A 20,854-nucleotide genomic window follows, 5' to 3' on the forward strand; every position below is an offset into this window, starting at 1 on the left:
CCGGAATTCGGGTTTGCCCGCCGTATCGGCTATAATCGCCGGTTTTAACGCTGCACCCACAAGGCGCTGACCGTGATTGTATTTGACCAGGTACAGAAGTCGTATCAGGTAGGCGGCCGGGCGATCCCCGCGCTACACCCCACCGATATGACCATAGAAACCGGCGAGGTATTCGGCATCGTTGGCCACTCCGGCGCGGGCAAATCGACGCTGGTGCGTCTGATCAACCTGCTGGAACCACCCACCGGCGGCCGCATTCTGATCGACGATGAGAATATTACCGATTATGACGCCGCCGAACTGCGGGCCTTCCGCCGTAAAGTCGGAATGATTTTCCAGCATTTTAACCTGCTGTCTTCGAAAACCGTGGCCGACAACATTGCCTTCCCCATGAAGCTGGCGGGCATCTACCCGAAAACGGAAATCCGGGAGCGGGTCCGGGAATTGCTGGCCCGCGTCAGCCTCACTGACCATGCCAGCAAATACCCGTCACAGCTCTCCGGTGGCCAGAAACAGCGGGTAGGCATTGCCCGGGCTCTGGCTTGCCGGCCCACGATCCTGCTCTGCGACGAAGCTACCAGCGCCCTGGACCCGCAAACCACCCAGTCGGTCCTGAAGCTGCTGGCGGACATCAACCGGGAACTGGGCCTGACCATTGTACTGATCACCCACGAAATGGACGTGGTCCGCCGTGTCTGCGACCGGGTAGCGGTAATGGACGCCGGCCAGGTGGTGGAAATGGGACCGGTCAGCGAGGTATTCCTGCATCCCAGGCACCCGACCACCCGGGATTTTGTGTTCGAGAGTGAAAGTGTTGACCGGGACGAACTGCGGCAGGACCTGAGCAAGGCCGATGGCCGGATCCTGCGGCTGACGTTCAAGGGTGAATCAACCTACAAGCCATTACTGGGCAGCGTGGCCCGGGAATCCGGCGTGGATTTCAGCATTCTGTCCGGGCGTATTGACCACATCAAGGACACCCCTTATGGCCAGCTTACACTGTCCCTGGTGGGCGGTGACCTGCGCGTTGCCATGCAGGCGCTGGATTCCGCCGACGTTCATGTGGAGGTGCTGCGCTGATGGAAGCCCTGTTGAGCAATGTAGACTGGAGTGAGATCGGCTGGGCCAGCTGGGATACCCTGGTCATGGTCGGCCTGTCGCTGTTGTTCAGCGTGCTGATTGGCCTGCCCACCGGTGTGCTGTTGTTCCTGTTTGGCAAGCGCCAGTTGCTGGAGCAGCCCGTTGCCTACGCGGTGCTGTCGTTCGTGGTGAACGTGCTGCGCTCAGTGCCTTTTATCATCCTGTTGATCGTGATGATTCCCTTCACCGTAATGCTGATCGGAACGTCTCTCGGCGTTGCCGGTGCGATTCCGCCGCTGGTGGCCGGTGGTGCGCCGTTCTTTGCCCGGCTGGTGGAAACGTCCCTTCGGGAGGTGGACCGGGGCATCATCGAAGCCACCCAGGCCATGGGCGCCAACGTGCGCCAGATCATCTTCGGTGCCCTGCTGCCAGAGGCGCTTCCTGGCATTATCGCTGGCATTACGGTGACAGCCATCACGTTGGTATCTTACGCCGCCATGTCCGGTGTCATCGGTGGCGGCGGTCTCGGCGATCTGGCCATCCGCTTCGGTTATCAACGGTTCCAGACCGATGTTATGGTCATTACTGTGGCCCTATTGGTCATTTTCGTCCAGGTCCTGCAGATGGCCGGCGACCGTCTGGTTTTGTATTTCAGCCGCAAATAGGTACAGCCAGATATAGGCACGCGGTCGGAAACCCCTTCCGAAAACGTGGAGCGCCAGGGATGGCGCGACCGAGCCCTACATGGATGTATTTACGGGCGTTTTTCGGAAGGGGTTTCCGGCCGTGGGCCGTACTCCCGGACTGATTTCATTGTTCGTAATTTCTCAAAGGAGAACAGACGTATGAATCTGAAGAAAACATTCGCAGCACTGGCTGCGGCCGCTACTTTCTCTGGCGCAGTTGCTGCCGGGGAGCTGTCTGTAGCCGCAACTCCCGTACCCCACGCGGAGATCCTGGAATTTGTGAAGCCGCAGCTGGCTGAACAGGGTGTGGAACTGGACGTTAAGGTATTCACCGACTACATCCAGCCGAACATCCAGGTGGACCAGAAGCGGATGGATGCGAACTTCTTCCAGCACCAGCCGTATCTGGATGAGTTCAATGACGGCCGTGGTACCAGTCTGGTGACCGTGACCGGCGTTCACGTTGAGCCGTTCGGCGCCTACTCCAGCAAGATTGATTCGCTGGATGACCTCAAAGAGGGCGCTGTGGTCGCTATTCCGAACGACCCCACCAACGGTGGCCGTGCACTGCTGCTTCTGCAGAAGGCCGGTCTGATCAGGCTTGAGGATGCCAGCAAGATCACAGCGACACCTCGTGATATTGCCGAGAACCCGAAAGGTCTCGAGTTCAAAGAGCTTGAGGCCGCCACTCTGCCGCGCATCCTGAACCAGGTTGACCTCGCACTGATCAACACCAACTACGCACTGGAAGCGGGCCTGAACCCATCTGACGATGCGCTGGTGATTGAGGGTTCCGAATCACCCTACGTGAACATCCTGGTTGCCCGTCCGGACAACAGGGACAGTGACGCGATGCGGAAGCTTGCGGCCGCGCTGAACTCTGATGCCGTTCGCGAATTCATCATGGAGAAGTATGAAGGTGCCGTGGTTCCGGCATTCTGATAACCGAGAAGGTCGGAGAAGCCCGGAAGCCCGGGGTCAGATGAAAGCTTTCATCTGACCCCAATTTCATGACCCCAATTTCAGTTATCCAATCAATCACCGCTCCAGTTGGATTTCGGATCCGGTGTCATCCGCAGGTAGGACTTCACGGCCTTGTAGCCTTTCGGGAAGCGCTCTTTGATCTCTTCCTCATCCTGCAGGGACGGCACGATGACCACATCGCCGCCATGCTCCCAGTTACCCGGGGTGGCAACCTTGTGTTCATCGGTCAGCTGCAGCGAGTCGATAACCCGCAGCACTTCGTTAAAGTTACGGCCGGTGCTGGCGGGGTAGGTGATCATCAGCCGAACATTCTTGTTCGGATCAATCACGAACAGGGAGCGTACAGTCAGGCTGCTGTCGGCGTTGGGATGAATCATGTCGTACAGCTCGGACACTTTGCGATCCTGGTCTGCGATGATCGGGAAGTTTACTGCGCAGCCCTGGGTTTCGTTGATGTCCTTGATCCACTCCTTGTGGGAGTCCACCGGATCCACGCTCAGGGCGATGGCTTTGACATTGCGTTTGGCAAACTCGTTCTTGAGCTTGGCGGTCAGGCCCAGCTCAGTGGTGCACACGGGCGTAAAGTCAGCCGGGTGCGAGAACAGAACGCCCCAGCTGTCGCCCAGCCAGTCATAAAACGAAATTTTCCCTTCACTGGACTCCTGCTCAAAATCCGGCGCGGTGTCTCCGAGACGTAAAGTCATGTTTACTCTCCTGTGATCATGGTTGTGACGATTTCGTTTGTCATTCCGGCTCAACAGTGACCGGGGTTACATTCCGAATGTATAAGATAGACCTTGGTGCCGGGTGAGGCAATTACAAGGGGCTCAGAGCCCCATTGCCTTCTCTTTTTCAAAGTGCTCCCGGGTCAGCTTGAATACCACAGGGCTGAGCAACAACAGGGCGATCAGGTTTGGCAGTGCCATCATGGCATTCAGCGTGTCTGCCAGCAGCCACACAAAACCCAGGTTTACGGTGGCGCCCACCGGTATGGCGAGAATCCAGGCCACCCGGTAGGGCACGATGGCCCTTACGCCGAACAGGAACTCGACACTGCGCTCACCATAGAACGACCAGCCGAGAATGGTGGTGAAGGCGAAGACCGCAAGGGTAATGGCCACAACGTAGTTGCCGACGCCGGGCAGCGCGCCCTCGAAAGCCATGGACGTGAGGGCCGCGCCGGACTCCCCGGAAGTCCAGGTGCCGGAGGTGATGATCACCAGGCCGGTAATGGTGCAGATAATGATGGTGTCGATGAAGGTGCCGAGCATGGCCACCATGCCCTGATTGATGGGATTCCTGGTTTGCGCGGCAGCGTGGGCAATGGGCGCGGAACCCAGCCCCGCTTCGTTGGAGAAAATGCCCCGGGCAACACCGAACCGGATCGCCGCCCAGACGGCGGCACCGGCAAAACCGCCTTCCGCGGCAATGGGGCTGAACGCATGCCCGAGCACCAGGGCAAACGCCGCGGGAATGTCGGCGGCATTGATGGCCAGAACCACCAGCCCCGCGATCAGGTAGGAAACCGCCATCAATGGCACCAGGGTGCTGGCGACGTGGCCGATCCGGCGGATACCGCCGATCAGCACCATGCCGACGAGAACCATCAGGATCAGGCCGGTTACCCAGTGCGGCAGACCAAAACTCGTCTGCATCACATCGGCCACCGAGTTGGCCTGGACAGTATTACCGATACCGAATCCGGCAATGGCGGCAAAAATGGCAAACAGGATGCCGAGCCAGGCCCATTTGCTACCCAGCCCGTTGCGGATGTAGTACATAGGGCCGCCGACGTGGGCGCCGCGTTCGTCTACCTCCCGGAAACGGACCGCGAGCACCGCCTCGGAATATTTTGTGGCCATGCCAACCAGGGCCGTGAGCCACATCCAGAACAGGGCACCCGGGCCACCGAGGAACACGGCCGTGGCAACACCGGCGATGTTACCGGTGCCGACAGTGGCGGACAGAGCCGTCATCAGGGCCTGGAAAGGAGGGATTTCGCCTTCGGATTCAGCGCCCGCCGCGGTGCGGCCACTCCACATCAGTTTGAAACCGGCGCCAAGTTTGAGCACCGGCATCAATTTGAGGCCCAGGCTGAGGAACAGCCCGACACCCAGAATCAGGACCAGCATGGGGGGGCCCCAGACCAGTCCGTTTACATCAGCGACAAATTGTTCAATGGCTTCCATGGGTTCTCCCTGTGCGTGCCATGTATTGGATTCACTGTTTGACCCAAAGAGGGTATAACCGATTGAGTTTAGTCGGTTATATTCCCGTGTAAACTGATAGACCGGTAAAAGTGGTGGATTCGGGTGTGATTGCCTATGCTCATAGCAGAGGCAAGCACCCACAAACAGGAGGGATTGTGTCCATGCGTTCACTCAAGGTTTCAGACGTTATGTGGAATCACATCGAGCCGATCCGGTGTGGTGTGCCGCTCACCAGGGTCGTGAAAATCCTGCTGCACAACCATGTGACCGGTTTGCCGGTGGTTGATGAGCACCGCCATGTGCTTGGGTTCGTGTCCGAGCACGATTGCATCCATGCCCTGCTGGTGAGCAGCTATCACTGCGAGGGGGACCCGATCGTCGACGATGTCATGTTCCGGAAGCCGCTGACCATTTCGCCGGAGATGGCGGTTGTGGATCTCGCCCAGAACCTCGGTGCCGGCAAGCCAAAGGTGTATCCTGTCGTGGATCACGGCAAACTGATCGGCATTGTGACGCGCAGTGCCATCCTGGCAGAACTGGCGCGTACCGGTTTCGGGCTTGAGCTGCCCAAATACGCCAGCGCGGAGGACTGATCCACATCCCTCTCAAAGATCGAGGACACTATGGAACTCTTATCCACGAACGTCAGTTTCGAAGGAGAGCATCGCCGTTACCGGCATACCTCCGCTACCCTCGAATGCAACATGGAATTTGCGGTGTATCTGCCGCCAGCGGCGATGGGCCTGAACCCGAAAAAAGTGCCGGTTCTGTACTGGCTCTCCGGGCTGACCTGCACCGACCAGAACTTTATGCAGAAAGCCGGCGCCCAGAAACGGGCCGCGAAACTGGGCATGGCGATCGTGTGCCCCGATACCAGTCCCCGCGGACTGAACCTGCCCGGCGAAGACGACAGTTACGACTTTGGCTCAGGCGCCGGGTTCTACATCAACGCCACCCAGCAACCCTGGGCACCCCATTACCGGATGTACGACTACGTAGTTAAGGAATTGCCGCAGTTGATCGAGAGCGAGTTGCCGGTAACGGACAACCGGGCGATCAGTGGCCATTCCATGGGAGGTCACGGCGCGTTGGTCTGTGCCCTGAAAAACCCGGGCCGCTATGCCTCGGTGTCGGCCTTCGCGCCCATCGCCAACCCGACCGAATGCCCCTGGGGGCGGAAAGCCTTCACCGGGTACCTCGGTGACAATACCCGCAACTGGGAAGAGTGGGATGCGACCCTGCTGATCCCGACGGCCCGGGAGCGCCTGCCGTTACTGGTGGATCAGGGCACCGCGGACGAGTTCCTCGATAGTCAGCTTAACCCGGACGCCCTGGCTGATGCCTGTGAGAAGTTTCACCACCACATCAATTTGCGCATGCATCGGGGTTACGACCACAGTTACTTTTTTATTGCCTCGTTTATTGATGATCATCTGGACCATCATGCCGACGCGCTGGGATTATGAATTCAGTCCCCAGACCAGGCCGAAGTCTATGGATGGCATGATTTCGGGCTCCTCAAGAGCCCGGACGTTGAATTCCGGAAGGCTGGTATCGCGTTCAAAGGTTCCGGCATAACGGTTGCCCCGGGGGCCGAAGATCGCCTTGACGAAAGGCCCTCTTGCCCTCACCGGCCGCCCGGTGACTACGCCCACCTCATTGTTTTCCAGGCGCACCAGAATGCCCGGCGGAAATTCGCCAAGAACCTGCAACAGAGCTTTTGGTATCGCCGGCCGGAATTTCCCATCGGCCAGATTGGCAATGAGTTTTCGGGCGTTTGCCACATCCATCCGGTCGCGGTAGGCGCGTTTGGTAATCATGGCGATATAGCGCTCGGCCAGGGCCAGAATTTCCGCCTCCGGTCGGATGTCGGTGCCGCTCAGGCCTCTCGGATAGCCACTGCCGTCGGCCTGTTCATGGTGCTGGGCAATGATGGTAAGCATCAGTTTGTTATTGATGCCCGCCGATCGGAGGGCCTGAATGCTGCGCTCCGCGTGCTTGCGGATGACACCTCGCTGCTCATTGCTGAGTACCTTGTTTGACGCGTTAAGTTTGTCTGCTATCGGAACGAGCGCAAGGTTTGCGGTGAGTGCCGCGGTTGTGAGAACACTGATGCGCTTTTCTTCCAGCCCGAACTGCCGGCCAATGAACTGGCAAAGGATGGCGTGAAACAGAATCTGTTCATGAATGACCGGACCGATGGAGTATAGATGGATCAGCGCCAGACTTGCGTCAGGTGACTCGGTACAGGTGCGTTCAATCATTCGTGCCAGACCAAGCAGACGCTTATGTGCCGAAGGGTCGGCTCCGGTAATGGCGTTCAGCGTGGCTTCCAGGGTATGCAGCAGGTCCGGGTAGTCCGCGAAGGGGTTGCGTTCCCGGTTATCCTCGAAGATTTCCTCCTGTGGACGTTCAATCTTACGGGGCTTGAATCGGCCCCGCTCGAACAGCTGCTCCAACTGGGAGTTGGTCTGAATCACATAGCCCTGGCGCAACAGCACATTGCCGTCGGCGTCGTAGACGTTCCACGGTAACGGCCGGCCAATGGTGAGGGCGCCGGGAGCGATCCGGACGAGATTGGTCAAAACAGGTGTCTCGGGTACAGGTTCATGATGTGTCAAGTGTAACCCTGAATAACAGTCTCCCTCCACTCGGGGAAGGTATCGGTTTTTGCTCTGTTCCCGGGTTTTACCTGATTTGACAAGTGTGCAGGGTTTGGGGCCATGGAAGCTGGGCGTTCATCCACAATTTGTGGAAATAGATAGAGAATATGTAAAGAATCGTAGCGGAACAACGACCGCTCACATGACTTGCGCTATTCTGGAGCCCTGAAAAACTCTTATTGTCGGACGATCACTCTGTATGCTCCAGCGCCTCAAGACCGATTTCCGGTTGTCGATCATTACCCTGCTCGGCGTAAGCGCATTTCTGGGGGTCACGCCGTTCGCCGTGATGCGTTTTCTGCAGGGCAATCTGCTGGCGGGGCTGGTCGACACGGCCATCCTCCTCGCTATCGGTTCAGCGCTGGTCTACGCCTGGGTAACGGGTGATACGCGCAGAAGCGGGCTGGTAGTGGCGAGCACTGCCTGCAGTGGTGCAGTGGTTGTGGGAATCGTGGTGGGAGAGCCCGGACTTTTCTGGCTGTACCCCGCTCTGGTCACTACCTTCTTTCTCGTCAATCCCAGGATGGCCGTTGCCCTTAACGTTGCCTCCGTGGTGGCCCTGATGGTGCATGGCGGCGCCTTCCGGTCGGATGTCCAGATGTGGTCTTTTGCCTCAACAGCGTTTGTGGTCAGCGCCTGTGCCTATGTGTTTGCGCACCGGAACCACGATCAGCGACAGCGCCTGGAGCATCTGGCGACGATTGATCCGCTGACCGGAATCAAGAACCGCCGCTCCATGGATCAGGAGCTGGACCTGGCGGTGGCAAACTCTGAACGCACCGGCCTGCCCTATGCCCTGGCGCTGCTGGATATCGATCATTTCAAGAAAATCAACGACGAGCACGGTCATGGGGTGGGCGATAATGTGCTTATTGATCTCGTCGCCTTGCTGCAGCAGAACACCCGCAAGTCGGACCAGCTGTTCCGCTATGGTGGTGAGGAGTTTGTGCTGTTGTTACCCGGGGTCGATGGCGTGAGTCTGAACGCGGTGATGGGCAATCTGCAGCAGGTCTTGCGCAAGTATATGAAACATCCGGGAGGGACGGTCACTGCCTCATTTGGCGTCGCGCTGCTCGAACAAGGTGAAAGCGTGGACAGCTGGCTGGCCCGGGCGGATGCCGCGCTTTATGAGGCCAAGGAAACCGGCCGTGACCGGATCGTATTTGCGGATAGTCACTCACCACCGGAACTGGTAACGGCCACAGCCTGACCACCGCCGGGCGCATAGAGGAAGAGTCTCCAGCCAAGCAGGATGCTGGCAGAGGCCAGCCCGCCGGTCAGCCCGACCCAGAAGCCGGCCGCCCCCATTGCCGGTACCAGCCAGTCCGTGAAGGTCAGCAGGTAGCCCAGTGGGAGGCCCAGTCCCCAGAATGAAAACAGCATGATGAACATCGGAATCCGGGTATCCTTGTACCCCCGCAATGCGCTGATGCAGGTCACCTGAATGACGTCGGCAATCTGGAATATCGCCGCGAACATCAGCAGTCTGACGGTCACGTCCCGAACGTCGGTATCACCGGTATAGAGTGCCGAGATCTGGTGGGAGAAAGCCAATAGCATCAGCGCGAAGACCAGCGCCGCTGCCGCGGCCAGAATCAGGGTGCTGCGGGAGATCAGGCGCGCTGTGTCCGGCGCCCCGGCACCCACCAGAAAACTGACCCTGAGCGTCAGTGCCATACCGATACTGAGCGGCAGCATGAATAACAGCGACACAACGTTCAGGGCAATCTGATGCCCCGCCACGACCACCGGGCCGAGGGGGGCCAGAAACAGGGCGATCACCGAAAACATGCTGGCCTCGACAAAAATAGTGAAGCCGATGGGTACGCCGATTCTCAGGATGTACCGAATGCCCGGCAAATCCGGCTTCACCCAGTCTGAAACCAGATGGAAATGCCGATAGACACGGCTTCGGTTCAGGTACACCAGCAACGCAATGGCCGCGACGCCGTTGGAGATTGAGGTAGCCCAGCCGCAGCCGACGCCGCCCATGGCTGGCAGCCCGAGCTTGCCGTAAATGAAAATGTAATTCATGGGCAGGTTGATGAGTGTGCTGAGCACGGAGAACGCCATGATTACCCGGGTATGGCCCAGGCCATCGGTGAGTCCCCTCAGTGCTGTGATCAGCAGCAACGCCGGCACGCCCCAGGCGAAGGCGTCCAGATAGCCCTGGGTAATGCGTGCCGTGCTGGCTTCCAGGTTCAGGATCGCCAGCACCGGGTGCACGTTGGTGAGCAACAGGATCATGATGACGGACCCGGCCCCCGCCAGGTACAGGCCCTGCCAGGTGGCCGGCATGATCTTCCCGACGGCCCGGGCACCGTTGTAGCCGGAAATAATGGGCTGCAGCGCGCCCAGCATTCCCATGAAGAACAGGAACAGCGGCATCCACAGGCTGCTGCCGATGCCAACGGCCGCCAGATCTTTGGCACTGGCGTGCCCGGCCATCACCGTATCAATCACGCCATTGGCCATCTGGGCAACCTGGGCGATCAGGATTGGCCCGCCGAGAATGGCCAGGGTCCGCCATTCCGTGAGTGTTCGGGCGAACAGCGTCTGACGTGCTTCCGGTAATGGCTGGTGTCGTTCATCCATAGGGCGTGGGGTCCCGTGTTCCTTCAGATTCCTGGATGCGCGCCGGCAGCGCCGCACAGACCGAGCATCCTACCCGATTTGGTCGCTATCAGGGCATCGGGGTTTATCCTGTTCATCGTCCTTGCCGCCAGCACTGGCATCGCAGCGCCAGTGCTGGCAAAATCTTGCAATAATTGCCCTGGCAGCGCCGAGGCTGTGCCTTTTTAAAGACCTTCCTCAGCCAAATGCACAGGAACACAACATGACTCAGTCCAACTCGGTTTCGGGTAACGGTACAGGGGCCGCTCGTGGTCTCTGGTCCTCCCGGTTGGCGTTTATTCTGGCGGCAACCGGTTCTGCCGTTGGTCTTGGCAACATCTGGAAATTTCCCTACGTCACCGGTGAAAACGGTGGTGGCGCCTTTGTGCTGGTTTACCTGCTGTGTATCGCGGTTATCGGTATTCCCATCATGATGGCGGAAGTGTTCATCGGCCGGAATGGCCGGCACAATCCCATTACCAGCATGCGCCTGGTCGCCGAGCGCAACCTCAGTTCCCCGGGCTGGCGGATCTCGGCGATCATCGGGATGATTGCCGCGTTTGTTATCCTCTCTTTCTATTCCGTGATTGGTGGCTGGTCTGCTTCGTATGTCGGCCACGCTGCCATGGGTGATTTTACCGGCGGCACGGCGGATTCTATCGGCGAACTGTTTGGTGGTTTGCTGGCCAGCCCCGGCCAGTTGCTGCTGTGGCACACCATTTTTATGGCGCTGGTGATCCTGGTGGTTTCCCGCGGTCTCAAGGGTGGCCTGGAGCGGGCCGTGACCATCCTGATGCCGGCTCTGTTTATCCTGCTGCTGGTGGTGGTCGGCTATGCCGCAACAACCGGTCACTTTGGCGAGGCTGTCAGCTTCCTGTTCACACCGGACTTCGGAGCTCTCACGGTCAATGGGGTTCTTATTGCCCTCGGCCATGCCTTCTTTACCCTCAGTCTGGGTATGGCCATCATGATGGCCTACGGATCCTACCTTGGCAGCGATGTCTCCATCGGCCGCACAGCGGTCAGTGTCGCCCTTATGGATACCGTGGTGGCACTTCTGGCTGGCCTGGCTATCTTTCCGGTGGTGTTTGCCAATGGTCTGGAAGCCGGCGCCGGCCCCGGCCTGATCTTCCAGACCCTGCCGCTGGCCTTCGGCAACATGCCCATGGGTGGTCTGTTTGGTACCCTGTTCTTCATTCTGCTGCTGTTCGCCGCCTGGACCTCCGGCATTTCCCTGCTGGAGCCGGTGGTTGAGTGGGTGGAAGAAAAGACCAGCCTGGCCCGAACTGGCAGTGCCATCCTGGTAGGTGTGCTCTGCTGGGCCCTGGGTATTGCCTCGATTCTGTCGCTCAACGTCTGGGCCGATGTTGCTCCGCTGGCCATGTTCGAGCGCTTTGAGGGCAAGACCATCTTCGACCTGCTGGACTTCTTTACCGCCAACGTGTTGCTGCCGCTTTCCGGCCTGCTGACGGCGGTATTCGTCGGTTGGTTTGTGGCGAAGGAGTCACTTACAACCGATCTGGCCCTGAAAGGCGGTGCCTTCACGCTGTGGTACAACCTGATCCGGTTTGTTACGCCCATCGCGGTTGCGATTGTCTTTGTTTACAACCTGATGGCGTGATGCCTGCCTGAGTGCTCTATTCCTCACCCATGGCTCTCAGGGCACCGATGTGGGGGCGAACTGCCTTGACATCGGCTGCCGGTGCATTGCTTGCGCTTTGCATGGCACCCATGGCGCTTTCCATCATCGCCCGCATCTGGGCTTTCTGTTCGGCGGTCATGTTGGGGTTGTTTTCAATCTCTGCCATGGCCGCGTTCATCTCCTGCCAGGCGGCCGGGTTCTGCTGTTCCATCTCGATGGCCATCCAGGCCTGGAAAACCCTGTCTCCAGTCGAGGCCCATTCTTCAAGGTTGCTGAAGCCATGATCCCGGGCCAGCGCTTCAAGGCGGCTGTACGCCTCATGACCTTTCAGTTCGTTTAGTGCATCCGAAAAGATGCGGGAGAAGTCCGGCATAGTGCCATCGTCTTCCTCGTCCATTTCATCACTGAGATCTTCGAATTCAGGCTCCAGCTGCTCTGCCGCTCTCAGGCTATCGATAAACGACGAGACTTTCTGGTCTGACAGGGGCTGGGCCTTACTGTTCACGGAGAAAAATGTGAGCAGGGCGAACAGGATTGTTGTTACTGCGGTGCGTATTAAAGCAGGCGACTGACTGGGCATAAGTGTCTCTCCGTGTTTGGGCCTCCGGTTCCCTTGTTCCGGAGGCTCCTTGAGATTAGCGCTTACATGTGTTGGCTGGCAACTTTCCGGTTGATGTCAGACTCAGAAAAACAGGTCTGGCAGCCAGGTGGCAATCTCCGGGAAAATCATGATCAGGATGATGCCGACGATCTCCACGATCACGAAGGGAATGATGGATTTGTAGATATCCTTCATCGTGATCGACGGCGGCACGATGCCCTTCAGGTAAAACAGGTTGAAGCCAAAGGGGGGTGTCATATAGCCGATTTCCATGTTGATCACGAACAGGATACCGAACCAGATCGGGTCGAAGCCCAGGGATTCCACGATTGGCATGAACACCGGCAGGGTGATCAACATGATGCCTACCGGATCCAGCACCATGGCGAGCAGGAACACGATTATCATCATGGCGATGATAATGCCCCAGGGACCACCGGGGACCATGTTCATCAGGCCCTCGATCAGTTCCTGGGCGCCCATGCTCTGATAGGCAGCGCTGAAAGCATGGGCGGCGAACAGGATCCACATGATCATGCCGGTGAGCTTGAACGTGCGGATAGCCGCTTCTTTCAGAATGCTCCATTTGAATTGCCGGTAGACTGCCGCAGAAATCAGTGAACCCAGAACGCCCATCGCGGCCGCTTCGGTTGGGGTGGTGATACCGCCGATAATGGAACCCAGCACCATGACGACCACGCCAATGGGCAGCAGCACCGCTCGCAGGGCCCTCAATTTCTCCGGCCAGGTACCCCGTTCCTCTTTGGGCAGGGCCGGTGCCAGTTCCGGCTGCAGGTGGCAGCGCACCACGATGTAGATGGCCGTCAGGACCATTAGCAGGATGCCGGGCATGATGCCAGCAGCGAACATCTTGCCTACAGAAACGCCGGTGATCAGAGCATAGAGAATCATCAGGATGCTGGGTGGAATCAGGATGCCCCAGCCCCCGCCGGTATTGATTACACCCAGGGCCATACTCTTATCGTAGCCTCGCTCGAGCATGGAGGGCAGGGCAATGGTGCCCATCGCCACCACCGCGGCACCGCTGATGCCGACCATGGCAGCAAACACTGCACAGATTCCGAGGGTGCCAAGCGCCAGGCCGCCTCTCAGGCCGCCGCACCATAGGTGCATCATCCGGTACAGGTCTTTGGCCACGCCCGTACGTTCCAGCACCATGGCCATGAATACGAACAGGGGAATGGCAACCAGGGTAAAGCTGCCCATGGTGCCCCATATCTGGGAGGCGACCATGTAGAAGGAGTCAAAGCCCCAGGTGAAGTACAGGAACACTACCGAGACACCGCCCAGTACGAACGTCAGAGGCAGGCCCAGGAGCAGGAAAAACAGCAGTGCGCCGAAGAACATGAGAGTCAGGGCTTCAATGCTCACAGCTGATCCCCTTCAGATTCGGCTTCTTCGGGGGTGTAATAGTCCAGGTTGAAGGCCACCGCGATATCTTCAAGCAGCTTCACCAGGCCCTGTAATACCAGCAGCGCGGTGCCAACGGGAATGGCCAGCTTCACCGGCCAGATTGGCGGGTTCCAGGCCGAGTAGGAGGTCTCCCAACTGGACATGGATTCCTGGGCCATGTCGACCCCGAACCAGAGCAGGGCGAGTGTGAAAATGAAGAACACCAGGGAAGTGACAATGTCCAGCAACGCCCGCTGGCGGGGCGCCAGGTGCGAATGCAGCAGATCGACGTTTACGTGCCCACGGTGCGCCATGATGTAGCCCCCGGACATAATCGCGTAGATCCCGAACAGCATCTGGGTGAGCTCGTTGGTCCAGACAGTAGGGGAATTGAACAGATACCGGAATCCTACCTCGAGCAGTAGAAACGCAAACATGGCGAAGATGAGAAGGGCAACCCACTGGCCGATAAAATCATTGAGACGGGTAACCCCCCTCATGAATGCGGCAATCATCACACTCATGGCACTCTCCCGCGGGACGTTGGTTTGGTTCACGGACAGGAAGACCGGAGTCATGGACCCCGGCCTTTGTCAGATCAATCGCTGTTTAAAGGTAGCCGAGGTCGGCCAGGTAACCCTTTAGCAGGTCGAGCGTTTTTTTGGCATTTTCGCTGCGCCTGGCTTCCTCATCCCACATTTTCTGGGCGGTTGCTACCAGCTTGTCCTGTACCTCATCCGGCAGTACGTTGACCTGCACGCCCTGTTCTTCAATGGCTTTGGCCAGAGTGATGCGCTCTTTGTACTGGTACTCGTTGGTCCGGATCCAGAACTGCTCGTTGAGGGCATCCTTGACGATTTTCTGCATGTCTTCCGGCAGCTTGTCCAGTGCCTTCTGGCTGACAATAATGACGTCAGTGCCGGCAATGTTCAGGGCGGGCTGCACGTGGTATTTGGCCACTTCATACAGGCCCATGCTGTAGGCGCCCTGAGCGGCACCCCAATGGGCTCCGTCGACGATGCCGGAATCCAGGGCGGAGTATAGCTCGCTGCCCGGGATGTAGGAGGCGGCAGCGCCGGCTTCGGTCAGGAAAGTCTGAAGGGCGCCGGAGGAGCGGATCTTGAGACTGGTAAAGTCTTCCCAGCTCTCGATCGGCTTCTTGACGACCATTTCCGTCGGGTAAACCTTGTCAGTGGCCCAGTAAACGCCATGCTCTGCAGCTTCGTTACGGAGCATCTGCTCGAAGCCCATGTTCTGGTGGAAGTAGGCGGCTTCCCAGACATTGCGGAAGGCGAACGGCAGGCCGGAGGCAATCCCCGCCAGGGAAACTTTGTCCTGGGCGTAAGACGGAGAAATAGTGCCCATTTCGAGGATGCCGCGACTGACGGCATTGAAGGTTTCCTTGGCTTTGAACAAGGCGCCGGCTTCGTAAAGCTGGAGCTTCAGTCGCCCATCGGTGCGATCTTCCAGCACCCGCTTGAGTCTGCCCAGGCTGTCAGTGTAAGAGCTGCTGGAGCCGGGCCAGTGCGACTGGACCTTCCAGGTAACGGTGTCCTGGGCAGCGACGAGTGTGGCGGAGAGGGCGGCGGTAATGCCAAGGGTAAGGGCAGACGCATAAACCGTCAGGGTCCTGCGTGCATTAGCAAAGAGAGTCATGAAGGTGCCTCGTTCATTGTTGTCATCGTATTTTCCGTTATTTCACTATGCGGAATCAATAACTGCATGGTGAATTTTTATTCTCTGAATCTATCATAAGATGGAGGTTTTGCAATAGGATGTTTTGGGTTCACGACAAAAGAATCTTCTGAGAAGGATAGCCAAATGATCGATGTTCAGCAGTCTGGCGGTGTGGTTCACCTGATCATTAACCGCCCGGAAAAGAAAAACGCCCTGACCCGTGATATGTATGACGCTCTGGCGGATGGAGTCGTTAGCGCGGGCGAGGATCGGCGGGTCAATGCCATAGTCATTTCTGGGATGGGTGGCGTGTTCACGGCTGGCAACGATCTGGATGATTTCCGTACCCGGGCGACCGATGAGAGCTCCAGGCCCTCCGCGGGGCTGGCATTTGTCGAAACATTGATGAATTGTGATACTCCGGTTATTGCCGCTATAGAGGGGCTGGCCATAGGCATTGGCACCACCATGCTGTTGCATTGTGATGCTGTGGTGACAGCGCGGAACGCAAAATTCAAAACCGCGTTTGTCGATCTGGGGCTTGTTCCGGAGGCCGCCTCAACGGCTACCATGCCCTTGCATCTGGGCATGCGGCGGGCGACGGATCTACTATTGCTAGGTGAGGTGATTACCGGTGACGAGGCCCGGGAATACGGGCTGGCCAGTAGAGTAGTGGACGATGGCGATGCGGTGAACCAGGCGCTGACCCTTGCCCACCGTCTGGCGGACAAGCCCCGTGAGGCCTTGCTTGCCAGTAAGCGTCTGATTCGTGCGCCCTGGCGTGAGCAGATCAAGGAAGCGCTGGAGCGGGAGCGCACAGTGTTCTCGGCTCGCCTGCGCTCCGATGACTGCCGGGACGCCCTGGACAGGCTGACCCGGCGCTGAGGGCCGTTACTGCCCGGCCTTGTTCCAGTAGGGGGTGCGCAGTTCCCGTTTCAACACCTTGCCGATGGTGGAGCGTGGCAGCTCTTCCCGGAATTCGATGGCCGCCAGGCGCTGGGCCTTGCCCAGTTTGCCATTGGCCCATGCTAGAAGCTCTGCTTCGGATACATTATGACTGCGGCGGCGAACGGTCAACCCCAGAGGCGTTTCTCCCCACTGGTCGCTGGGAATGCCGATCACGGCCGCATCTTCGATCGACGGATGGGCCAGCAGCACCCTCTCCAGGTCGACTGCGTAGATGTTGAATCCGCCGGAAATGATCATGTCCTTGCGACGATCGAGAATAGTGATAAAGCCATCCTCGTCGATCCGGCCCATGTCACCGCTCCGATAGAAAACATCACCCTCCGGGCTGGTCCAGAGTATCTCCCGGGTCTGCTCCGGCCGGTTCACGTAACCCCGCATCATGGAGATGGCCCGGCCAACCAGCTCACCGGTTTCCCCTCTGGGCAATTCCTTTCCATCTTCGTCGATTACCCGCACCTCGGCGCCGTCTGTGGGCACCCCGACCGAATCCCATTTGTCTGGGTGCGCTGCGCAGTCGAGGCTGGTCGAGATGCCGCCCTCGGTAAGGCCATAGACTTCACGGATATTCCCGGGCCAGCGGGCCATGACATCGGCGATGACTTCCGCGCGTAACGGTGCACTGGTACAGAGTTTCAGTTTGAAACTGGAGAGATCAAATCGGTCAAAATCCGGGTCGGTCAGAATGCGCTGGTATTGCACAGGCACCAGCATGGCATGGGTAACCCGGTGCTTTTCGGCCAGTTGCAGGAATCGATGCGCATCGAATTTTGCCATGATCACCAGGGTTCCCCCATGAAACAGCGTGGGTAATACGGACACCAGCGTGGTGTTGGAATACAGGGGTGTGGAGACCAGATTGATGGCATCGCCATCCAGTCCGAACCGGCTCATACGGACCATTTGCCGCTGGCGGAAGCGGTAGTCATGGAGGATACCCTTCGGGGTCCCCGTGGTTCCGGAGCTGTAGATAATGTTGAACGGGGCGTCCAGAGAAACCTGCGCCGGTTCAGGGTTGCTCGGCGCATCGGCCAGCCAGTCCGTCATGGTTTCGCCGATGCCTTCCCCTCGCTCGCCCAGAGCGAGGATCCTTGCCTCCGGCAGTGATGAAAGCTTATCCCGGAAAGCGCCAAGGAGGTACCGGTTTTTCCGTGACACGAACAGGAACCTCGCCCTGGAGTCCTCCAGCATCAAAGCCAGAGCCTCCGCACTCGCCATGCCCGAGAGTGGCACCATGCAACCCCCTGCGGTGAGTGTGGCCAGATAAAGAGCCACGTAATCGGCGCTGTTTTCCGACAGCGCAGCGACCGATTCGCCCTGCTGGAGGCCGGCCTGTCTCAGGCGGTTGGCGATCCGGTTAACCTGATCGAGCAGTGTTTCCCAGGTGACTGCGCCTGCCTCACTGATCAGGGCGGGGTGGCCGCCGCGGCGTAAACCATGTGCCTGAATCCTGTTTCCAATGGCCTCAAAGGTTTCGCCTGGAATCTCCGGAGCGTAAACCGGCATCACTTTCAGGTTATTTTCCATTTTTCGCCTTTCCGGTGTTGTTGTGTTTTAACTAGTGAAATTAACTTCCGAATATATTGACTCAAAACCGGAAGGCGTGACAAATTATTGAAAAGGGAAAATAGCCAAGCCAATAGCAAGACAGTAAAACGAGGAGTTGCGGTATGGGGCGTTTTGAAGGCCGGGTAGCGATGGTGACCGGTGCAGGCAGTGGGATTGGCCGGGCCACGGCATTGCGGCTGGCCCGGGAAGGTGCTCGCGTCGTGCTCGCAGACACCTCTGAGGCCGGGCTGGTTGAGACCGAGAATCTTCTGCCGGAAGCCTCGGAGTGTCTTCGCCGGCTGGTGGATGTGTCGGACGAGAAGGCGGTGCAGGCGCTGGTCGACGAAACCCTGGCCACATTTGGCAAGATTGACGCCCTCTGCAATGTCGCCGGTATTGCCAGTACCGGCAACGGCCATCCGCCGGTCACCGGCAATGACCGGGACGAATGGAACAAGGTACTGTCGGTCAATCTCGTTGGCACCATGCTGTTTATCAAACACGTCGCGCCGTACATGCAGGCCCGCAAACTGGGCTCCATCGTGAACACGGCGTCGGTAGCGGGTATCCGGTCCGGTGCCGGCGGTAACGCCTACAGTGCCTCCAAGGCGGCGGTCATCAACCTGACCATGACTGCCGCCTGCGATCTAGGTAATGACAATGTCCGGGTAAACGCCGTTTGCCCCGGCCTGGTGGAAACCGGCATGACCCGCGCCGTGTTTGATTACGCCCGCGCCCACGAAAAAGCCCACAAGCTCGGATCACGATGTGAGTTGCGCCGCTATGGCGATGCCGAGGAAATCGCGGCTGCCATCCTGTTTTTTGCCAGTGACGATGCCAGTTACATCACCGGTCAGGCGCTGCCCGTAGACGGTGGCAACACCGCTTCTCTGAACCTGCCAGGAATGAAAGTGTAATGAAGCAACAAGAGACCGAGTTTGTCGACGGCAATGATTTGCCCGGGTTTCACAGCCTTCTGGGGTACCGCCAGGCCTCGTGGGAGGAGGACGAAGCCGTCATCGAACTGGAGCTTCAGTCCCGACACCTGAATCTCGGTGGCGTCATTCACGGTGGCGTGCTCACTTCCTTGCTCGATATTGCGATGGCCCAGGCGGGTACCTACTGCGCTTACTCCGGCCGGATGCGCAAGGCTATCACCCTGGCACTAACCACGACCTTCACCGGCCAGTGCTCCGGCGGAACCATCCGTGTGACCGGGCGCAAGCGTGCTGGTGGCACCCGGATCTTTAACAGTACCGGTGAGGTCCACGACGATAAAGGCAATCTTCTGGCCATTGCCGAGGGTACCTTCCGGATCCGATCCGGCAGTGACAAGCCGGAGGGCGTCCCGATCTGAGGGTCAGTAAAACCCAATAACGAGGTTGATTGTCCCCACAGGCCGGTCACCGACTCAATGCCAATAAAAGAGGAAGCGGACATGTTTGAACTGTCTGACAAGGCGAAAAAACTGCAGTCGCAGTTGAATGAATTCATGGATGCTTACGTTTATCCGAACGAGCACAAGCATCACCAGCAGGTCGAGAAGGCTGAAAACCGCTGGGCCCCGGTTCCCATTATTGAAGAGTTGAAGGTAAAGGCAAGAGCCGCGGGCCTGTGGAACCTGTTTTTGCCGGAGAGTGACTACGGTGCCGGCCTGACCAACTTTGAATACGCCCATCTGTGCGAAATCATGGGCCGCTCCGAGATGGCCCCGGAAGTGTTCAACTGCTCCGCCCCGGACACCGGCAACATGGAAACCATTGCCCGCTACGGCAACGAACAGCAGCAGGAGCAGTGGCTGAAACCTTTGCTGGCCGGTGAAATCCGTTCGTGTTTTTCCATGACGGAGCCGGACGTGGCCTCCTCGGATGCCACCAACATCGCCTGCGAGATCCGTCGCGAAGGCGGTGAATATGTGATCAACGGCAAAAAGTGGTGGTCTTCCGGCGCCATGACCACCACCTCGAAGATCGCCATTGTCATGGGTAAAACCAATCCTGATGCACCCAAGCATCAGCAGCAGTCGATGATTCTGGTACCACTGGACACCCCGGGTGTGAAGATGGTTCGCCCGTTGACGGTGTTCGGTTACGACCACGCCCCTCATGGCCACGCAGAGATTCATTATGAAAATGTACGGGTACCAGCCAGCAATATACTGCTGGGTGAGGGCCGGGGTTTCGAGATTGCCCAGGGTCGTCTGGGGCCGGGCCGCATCCACCATTGCATGCGCACCATCGGCGTGGCCGAGCGCGCGCTGGAGCTGATGTGCAAGCGTGCCAACGCTCGTGAAGCCTTTGGCAAGCCACTATCCAGCTTTGACTCCATTCGTAAGGACATTGCTCGCAGCCGGATTGAGATCGAGCAGGCCCGTCTGATGACGCTGAAGGCTGCTCACATGATGGATACCGTGGGCAACAAGGTGGCTCGCCAGGAGATTGCCATGATCAAGGTGATTGCCCCGAGCATGGCCCTGAAAGTGATCGATCGTGCGATTCAGGTCCACGGTGGAGCCGGTGTCAGCCAGGACACCTTCCTGGCGTCGGCCTGGGCCAAAGTTCGTACCCTGCGCTTGGCGGATGGCCCGGATGAGGTGCATCTGGATTCGGTGGCCAAGCTGGAGTTGCGCCAATACCGTTAATTGGAATCCTGCCCGTGACATTGGGCGAGGGAACACGCAAACAGGGGCCTTCCGGGACACGCCGTTAATACGTCCCTGTAGGCTTGAGCAAAACATCCCTGTTTTGCACAGTCCCGGAAGGCCCCTGTTT

20 protein-coding genes are annotated in these 20,854 nt (G+C 58.4%); 11 read left to right on the forward strand and 9 right to left on the reverse strand.

Annotated features, from left to right (window positions below):
* Positions 1-72 precede the first annotated feature (72 nt).
* From AC13C0_RS16520 to AC13C0_RS16530, 3 genes are all read left to right on the forward strand, one after another.
* On the forward strand, positions 73-1,080 hold the full coding sequence (locus tag AC13C0_RS16520; protein WP_482954677.1) for a methionine ABC transporter ATP-binding protein: 1,008 nt from the start codon (positions 73-75) through the stop codon (positions 1,078-1,080).
* Positions 1,080-1,745, forward strand: a complete 666-nt coding sequence (locus AC13C0_RS16525) for a methionine ABC transporter permease (RefSeq protein WP_341581109.1) — start codon at positions 1,080-1,082, stop codon at positions 1,743-1,745. Before AC13C0_RS16520 ends, AC13C0_RS16525 begins: the two co-directional genes overlap by 1 nt.
* A gap of 180 nt (positions 1,746-1,925) precedes the next feature.
* Positions 1,926-2,708 carry a MetQ/NlpA family ABC transporter substrate-binding protein gene (locus AC13C0_RS16530; RefSeq protein WP_117619122.1) on the forward strand — a complete coding sequence of 261 codons (783 nt, stop codon included), beginning with the start codon at positions 1,926-1,928 and terminating at the stop codon, positions 2,706-2,708.
* A gap of 92 nt (positions 2,709-2,800) precedes the next feature.
* Here AC13C0_RS16530 and AC13C0_RS16535 read toward each other — a convergent pair whose 3' ends face one another.
* A complete protein-coding gene (locus AC13C0_RS16535) occupies positions 2,801-3,454 on the reverse strand; it encodes a peroxiredoxin (RefSeq protein ID WP_482954678.1) in 654 nt (217 codons plus the stop codon).
* A gap of 123 nt (positions 3,455-3,577) precedes the next feature.
* Positions 3,578-4,939: an alanine/glycine:cation symporter family protein gene (locus AC13C0_RS16540; RefSeq protein ID WP_482954679.1), complete on the reverse strand. Its 1,362-nt coding sequence runs from the start codon at positions 4,937-4,939 to the stop codon at positions 3,578-3,580.
* 182 nt (positions 4,940-5,121) lie between these two features.
* On the opposite strand from AC13C0_RS16540, the gene AC13C0_RS16545 reads away from it, so the two are divergent.
* Positions 5,122-5,553: a CBS domain-containing protein gene (locus AC13C0_RS16545; protein ID WP_117619125.1), complete on the forward strand. Its 432-nt coding sequence runs from the start codon at positions 5,122-5,124 to the stop codon at positions 5,551-5,553.
* A gap of 30 nt (positions 5,554-5,583) precedes the next feature.
* Positions 5,584-6,426: an S-formylglutathione hydrolase gene (gene fghA, locus AC13C0_RS16550; protein ID WP_341581115.1), complete on the forward strand. Its 843-nt coding sequence runs from the start codon at positions 5,584-5,586 to the stop codon at positions 6,424-6,426.
* On the opposite strand, the gene AC13C0_RS16555 is transcribed toward fghA, so the two are convergent.
* Positions 6,421-7,545, reverse strand: a complete 1,125-nt coding sequence (locus AC13C0_RS16555; RefSeq protein WP_117619127.1) for an HD-GYP domain-containing protein — start codon at positions 7,543-7,545, stop codon at positions 6,421-6,423. The genes fghA and AC13C0_RS16555 overlap by 6 nt on opposite strands.
* A 277-nt stretch (positions 7,546-7,822) precedes the next feature.
* Between AC13C0_RS16555 and AC13C0_RS16560 the strand changes: the two genes are divergently transcribed.
* Positions 7,823-8,833 (forward strand): GGDEF domain-containing protein, encoded by a 1,011-nt coding sequence (locus AC13C0_RS16560; RefSeq protein WP_482954680.1) that lies wholly within the window; start codon positions 7,823-7,825, stop codon positions 8,831-8,833.
* Here the strand turns inward: AC13C0_RS16560 and AC13C0_RS16565 are convergent.
* The gene (locus AC13C0_RS16565) at positions 8,797-10,218 is read right to left on the reverse strand and encodes an MATE family efflux transporter (protein WP_482954681.1); all 1,422 of its coding nucleotides are present in this window, start codon (positions 10,216-10,218) and stop codon (positions 8,797-8,799) included. The two genes, AC13C0_RS16560 and AC13C0_RS16565, sit on opposite strands and share 37 nt — an antisense overlap.
* 241 nt (positions 10,219-10,459) lie before the next feature.
* Here AC13C0_RS16565 and AC13C0_RS16570 point away from each other — a divergent pair, with 241 nt between their 5' ends.
* Positions 10,460-11,857: a sodium-dependent transporter gene (locus tag AC13C0_RS16570; protein ID WP_482954682.1), complete on the forward strand. Its 1,398-nt coding sequence runs from the start codon at positions 10,460-10,462 to the stop codon at positions 11,855-11,857.
* A 16-nt stretch (positions 11,858-11,873) separates the two neighbouring features.
* Here AC13C0_RS16570 and AC13C0_RS16575 read toward each other — a convergent pair whose 3' ends face one another.
* The 4 genes from AC13C0_RS16575 to dctP form a co-directional block, all read right to left on the reverse strand.
* Positions 11,874-12,458 carry a hypothetical protein gene (locus AC13C0_RS16575; protein WP_482954683.1) on the reverse strand — a complete coding sequence of 195 codons (585 nt, stop codon included), beginning with the start codon at positions 12,456-12,458 and terminating at the stop codon, positions 11,874-11,876.
* Between the two features lie 102 nt (positions 12,459-12,560).
* A complete protein-coding gene (locus AC13C0_RS16580; RefSeq protein ID WP_482954684.1) occupies positions 12,561-13,871 on the reverse strand; it encodes a TRAP transporter large permease in 1,311 nt (436 codons plus the stop codon).
* Positions 13,868-14,416 (reverse strand): TRAP transporter small permease subunit, encoded by a 549-nt coding sequence (locus tag AC13C0_RS16585; protein WP_482954685.1) that lies wholly within the window; start codon positions 14,414-14,416, stop codon positions 13,868-13,870. The genes AC13C0_RS16580 and AC13C0_RS16585 overlap by 4 nt, the downstream gene beginning before the upstream one ends.
* 85 nt (positions 14,417-14,501) lie before the next feature.
* Positions 14,502-15,548 carry a TRAP transporter substrate-binding protein DctP gene (gene dctP, locus AC13C0_RS16590; RefSeq protein ID WP_482954686.1) on the reverse strand — a complete coding sequence of 349 codons (1,047 nt, stop codon included), beginning with the start codon at positions 15,546-15,548 and terminating at the stop codon, positions 14,502-14,504.
* Between the two features lie 165 nt (positions 15,549-15,713).
* Here dctP and AC13C0_RS16595 point away from each other — a divergent pair, with 165 nt between their 5' ends.
* Complete coding sequence (locus AC13C0_RS16595) at positions 15,714-16,454, forward strand: enoyl-CoA hydratase/isomerase family protein (protein ID WP_482954687.1); 741 nt, start codon at positions 15,714-15,716, stop codon at positions 16,452-16,454.
* 6 nt (positions 16,455-16,460) lie between these two features.
* Here the strand turns inward: AC13C0_RS16595 and AC13C0_RS16600 are convergent, their stop codons facing one another.
* Positions 16,461-18,062: a class I adenylate-forming enzyme family protein gene (locus AC13C0_RS16600; protein ID WP_482954688.1), complete on the reverse strand. Its 1,602-nt coding sequence runs from the start codon at positions 18,060-18,062 to the stop codon at positions 16,461-16,463.
* Between the two features lie 143 nt (positions 18,063-18,205).
* Here AC13C0_RS16600 and AC13C0_RS16605 point away from each other — a divergent pair, with 143 nt between their 5' ends.
* The 3 genes from AC13C0_RS16605 (at position 18,206) to AC13C0_RS16615 (ending at position 20,724) form a co-directional block, all read left to right on the forward strand.
* Positions 18,206-19,000, forward strand: coding sequence for an SDR family NAD(P)-dependent oxidoreductase (locus tag AC13C0_RS16605; protein ID WP_482954689.1), 795 nt, complete (start codon positions 18,206-18,208; stop codon positions 18,998-19,000).
* Entirely contained in the window at positions 19,000-19,440 is a 441-nt protein-coding gene (locus AC13C0_RS16610; protein ID WP_482954690.1) for a PaaI family thioesterase, read from the forward strand. The genes AC13C0_RS16605 and AC13C0_RS16610 overlap by 1 nt, the downstream gene beginning before the upstream one ends.
* 81 nt (positions 19,441-19,521) lie before the next feature.
* Entirely contained in the window at positions 19,522-20,724 is a 1,203-nt protein-coding gene (locus tag AC13C0_RS16615) for an acyl-CoA dehydrogenase family protein (protein ID WP_482954691.1), read from the forward strand.
* The last annotated feature ends 130 nt before the right edge of the window (positions 20,725-20,854 follow it).

The organism is Marinobacter sp. B-21 (genome assembly GCF_056857895.1).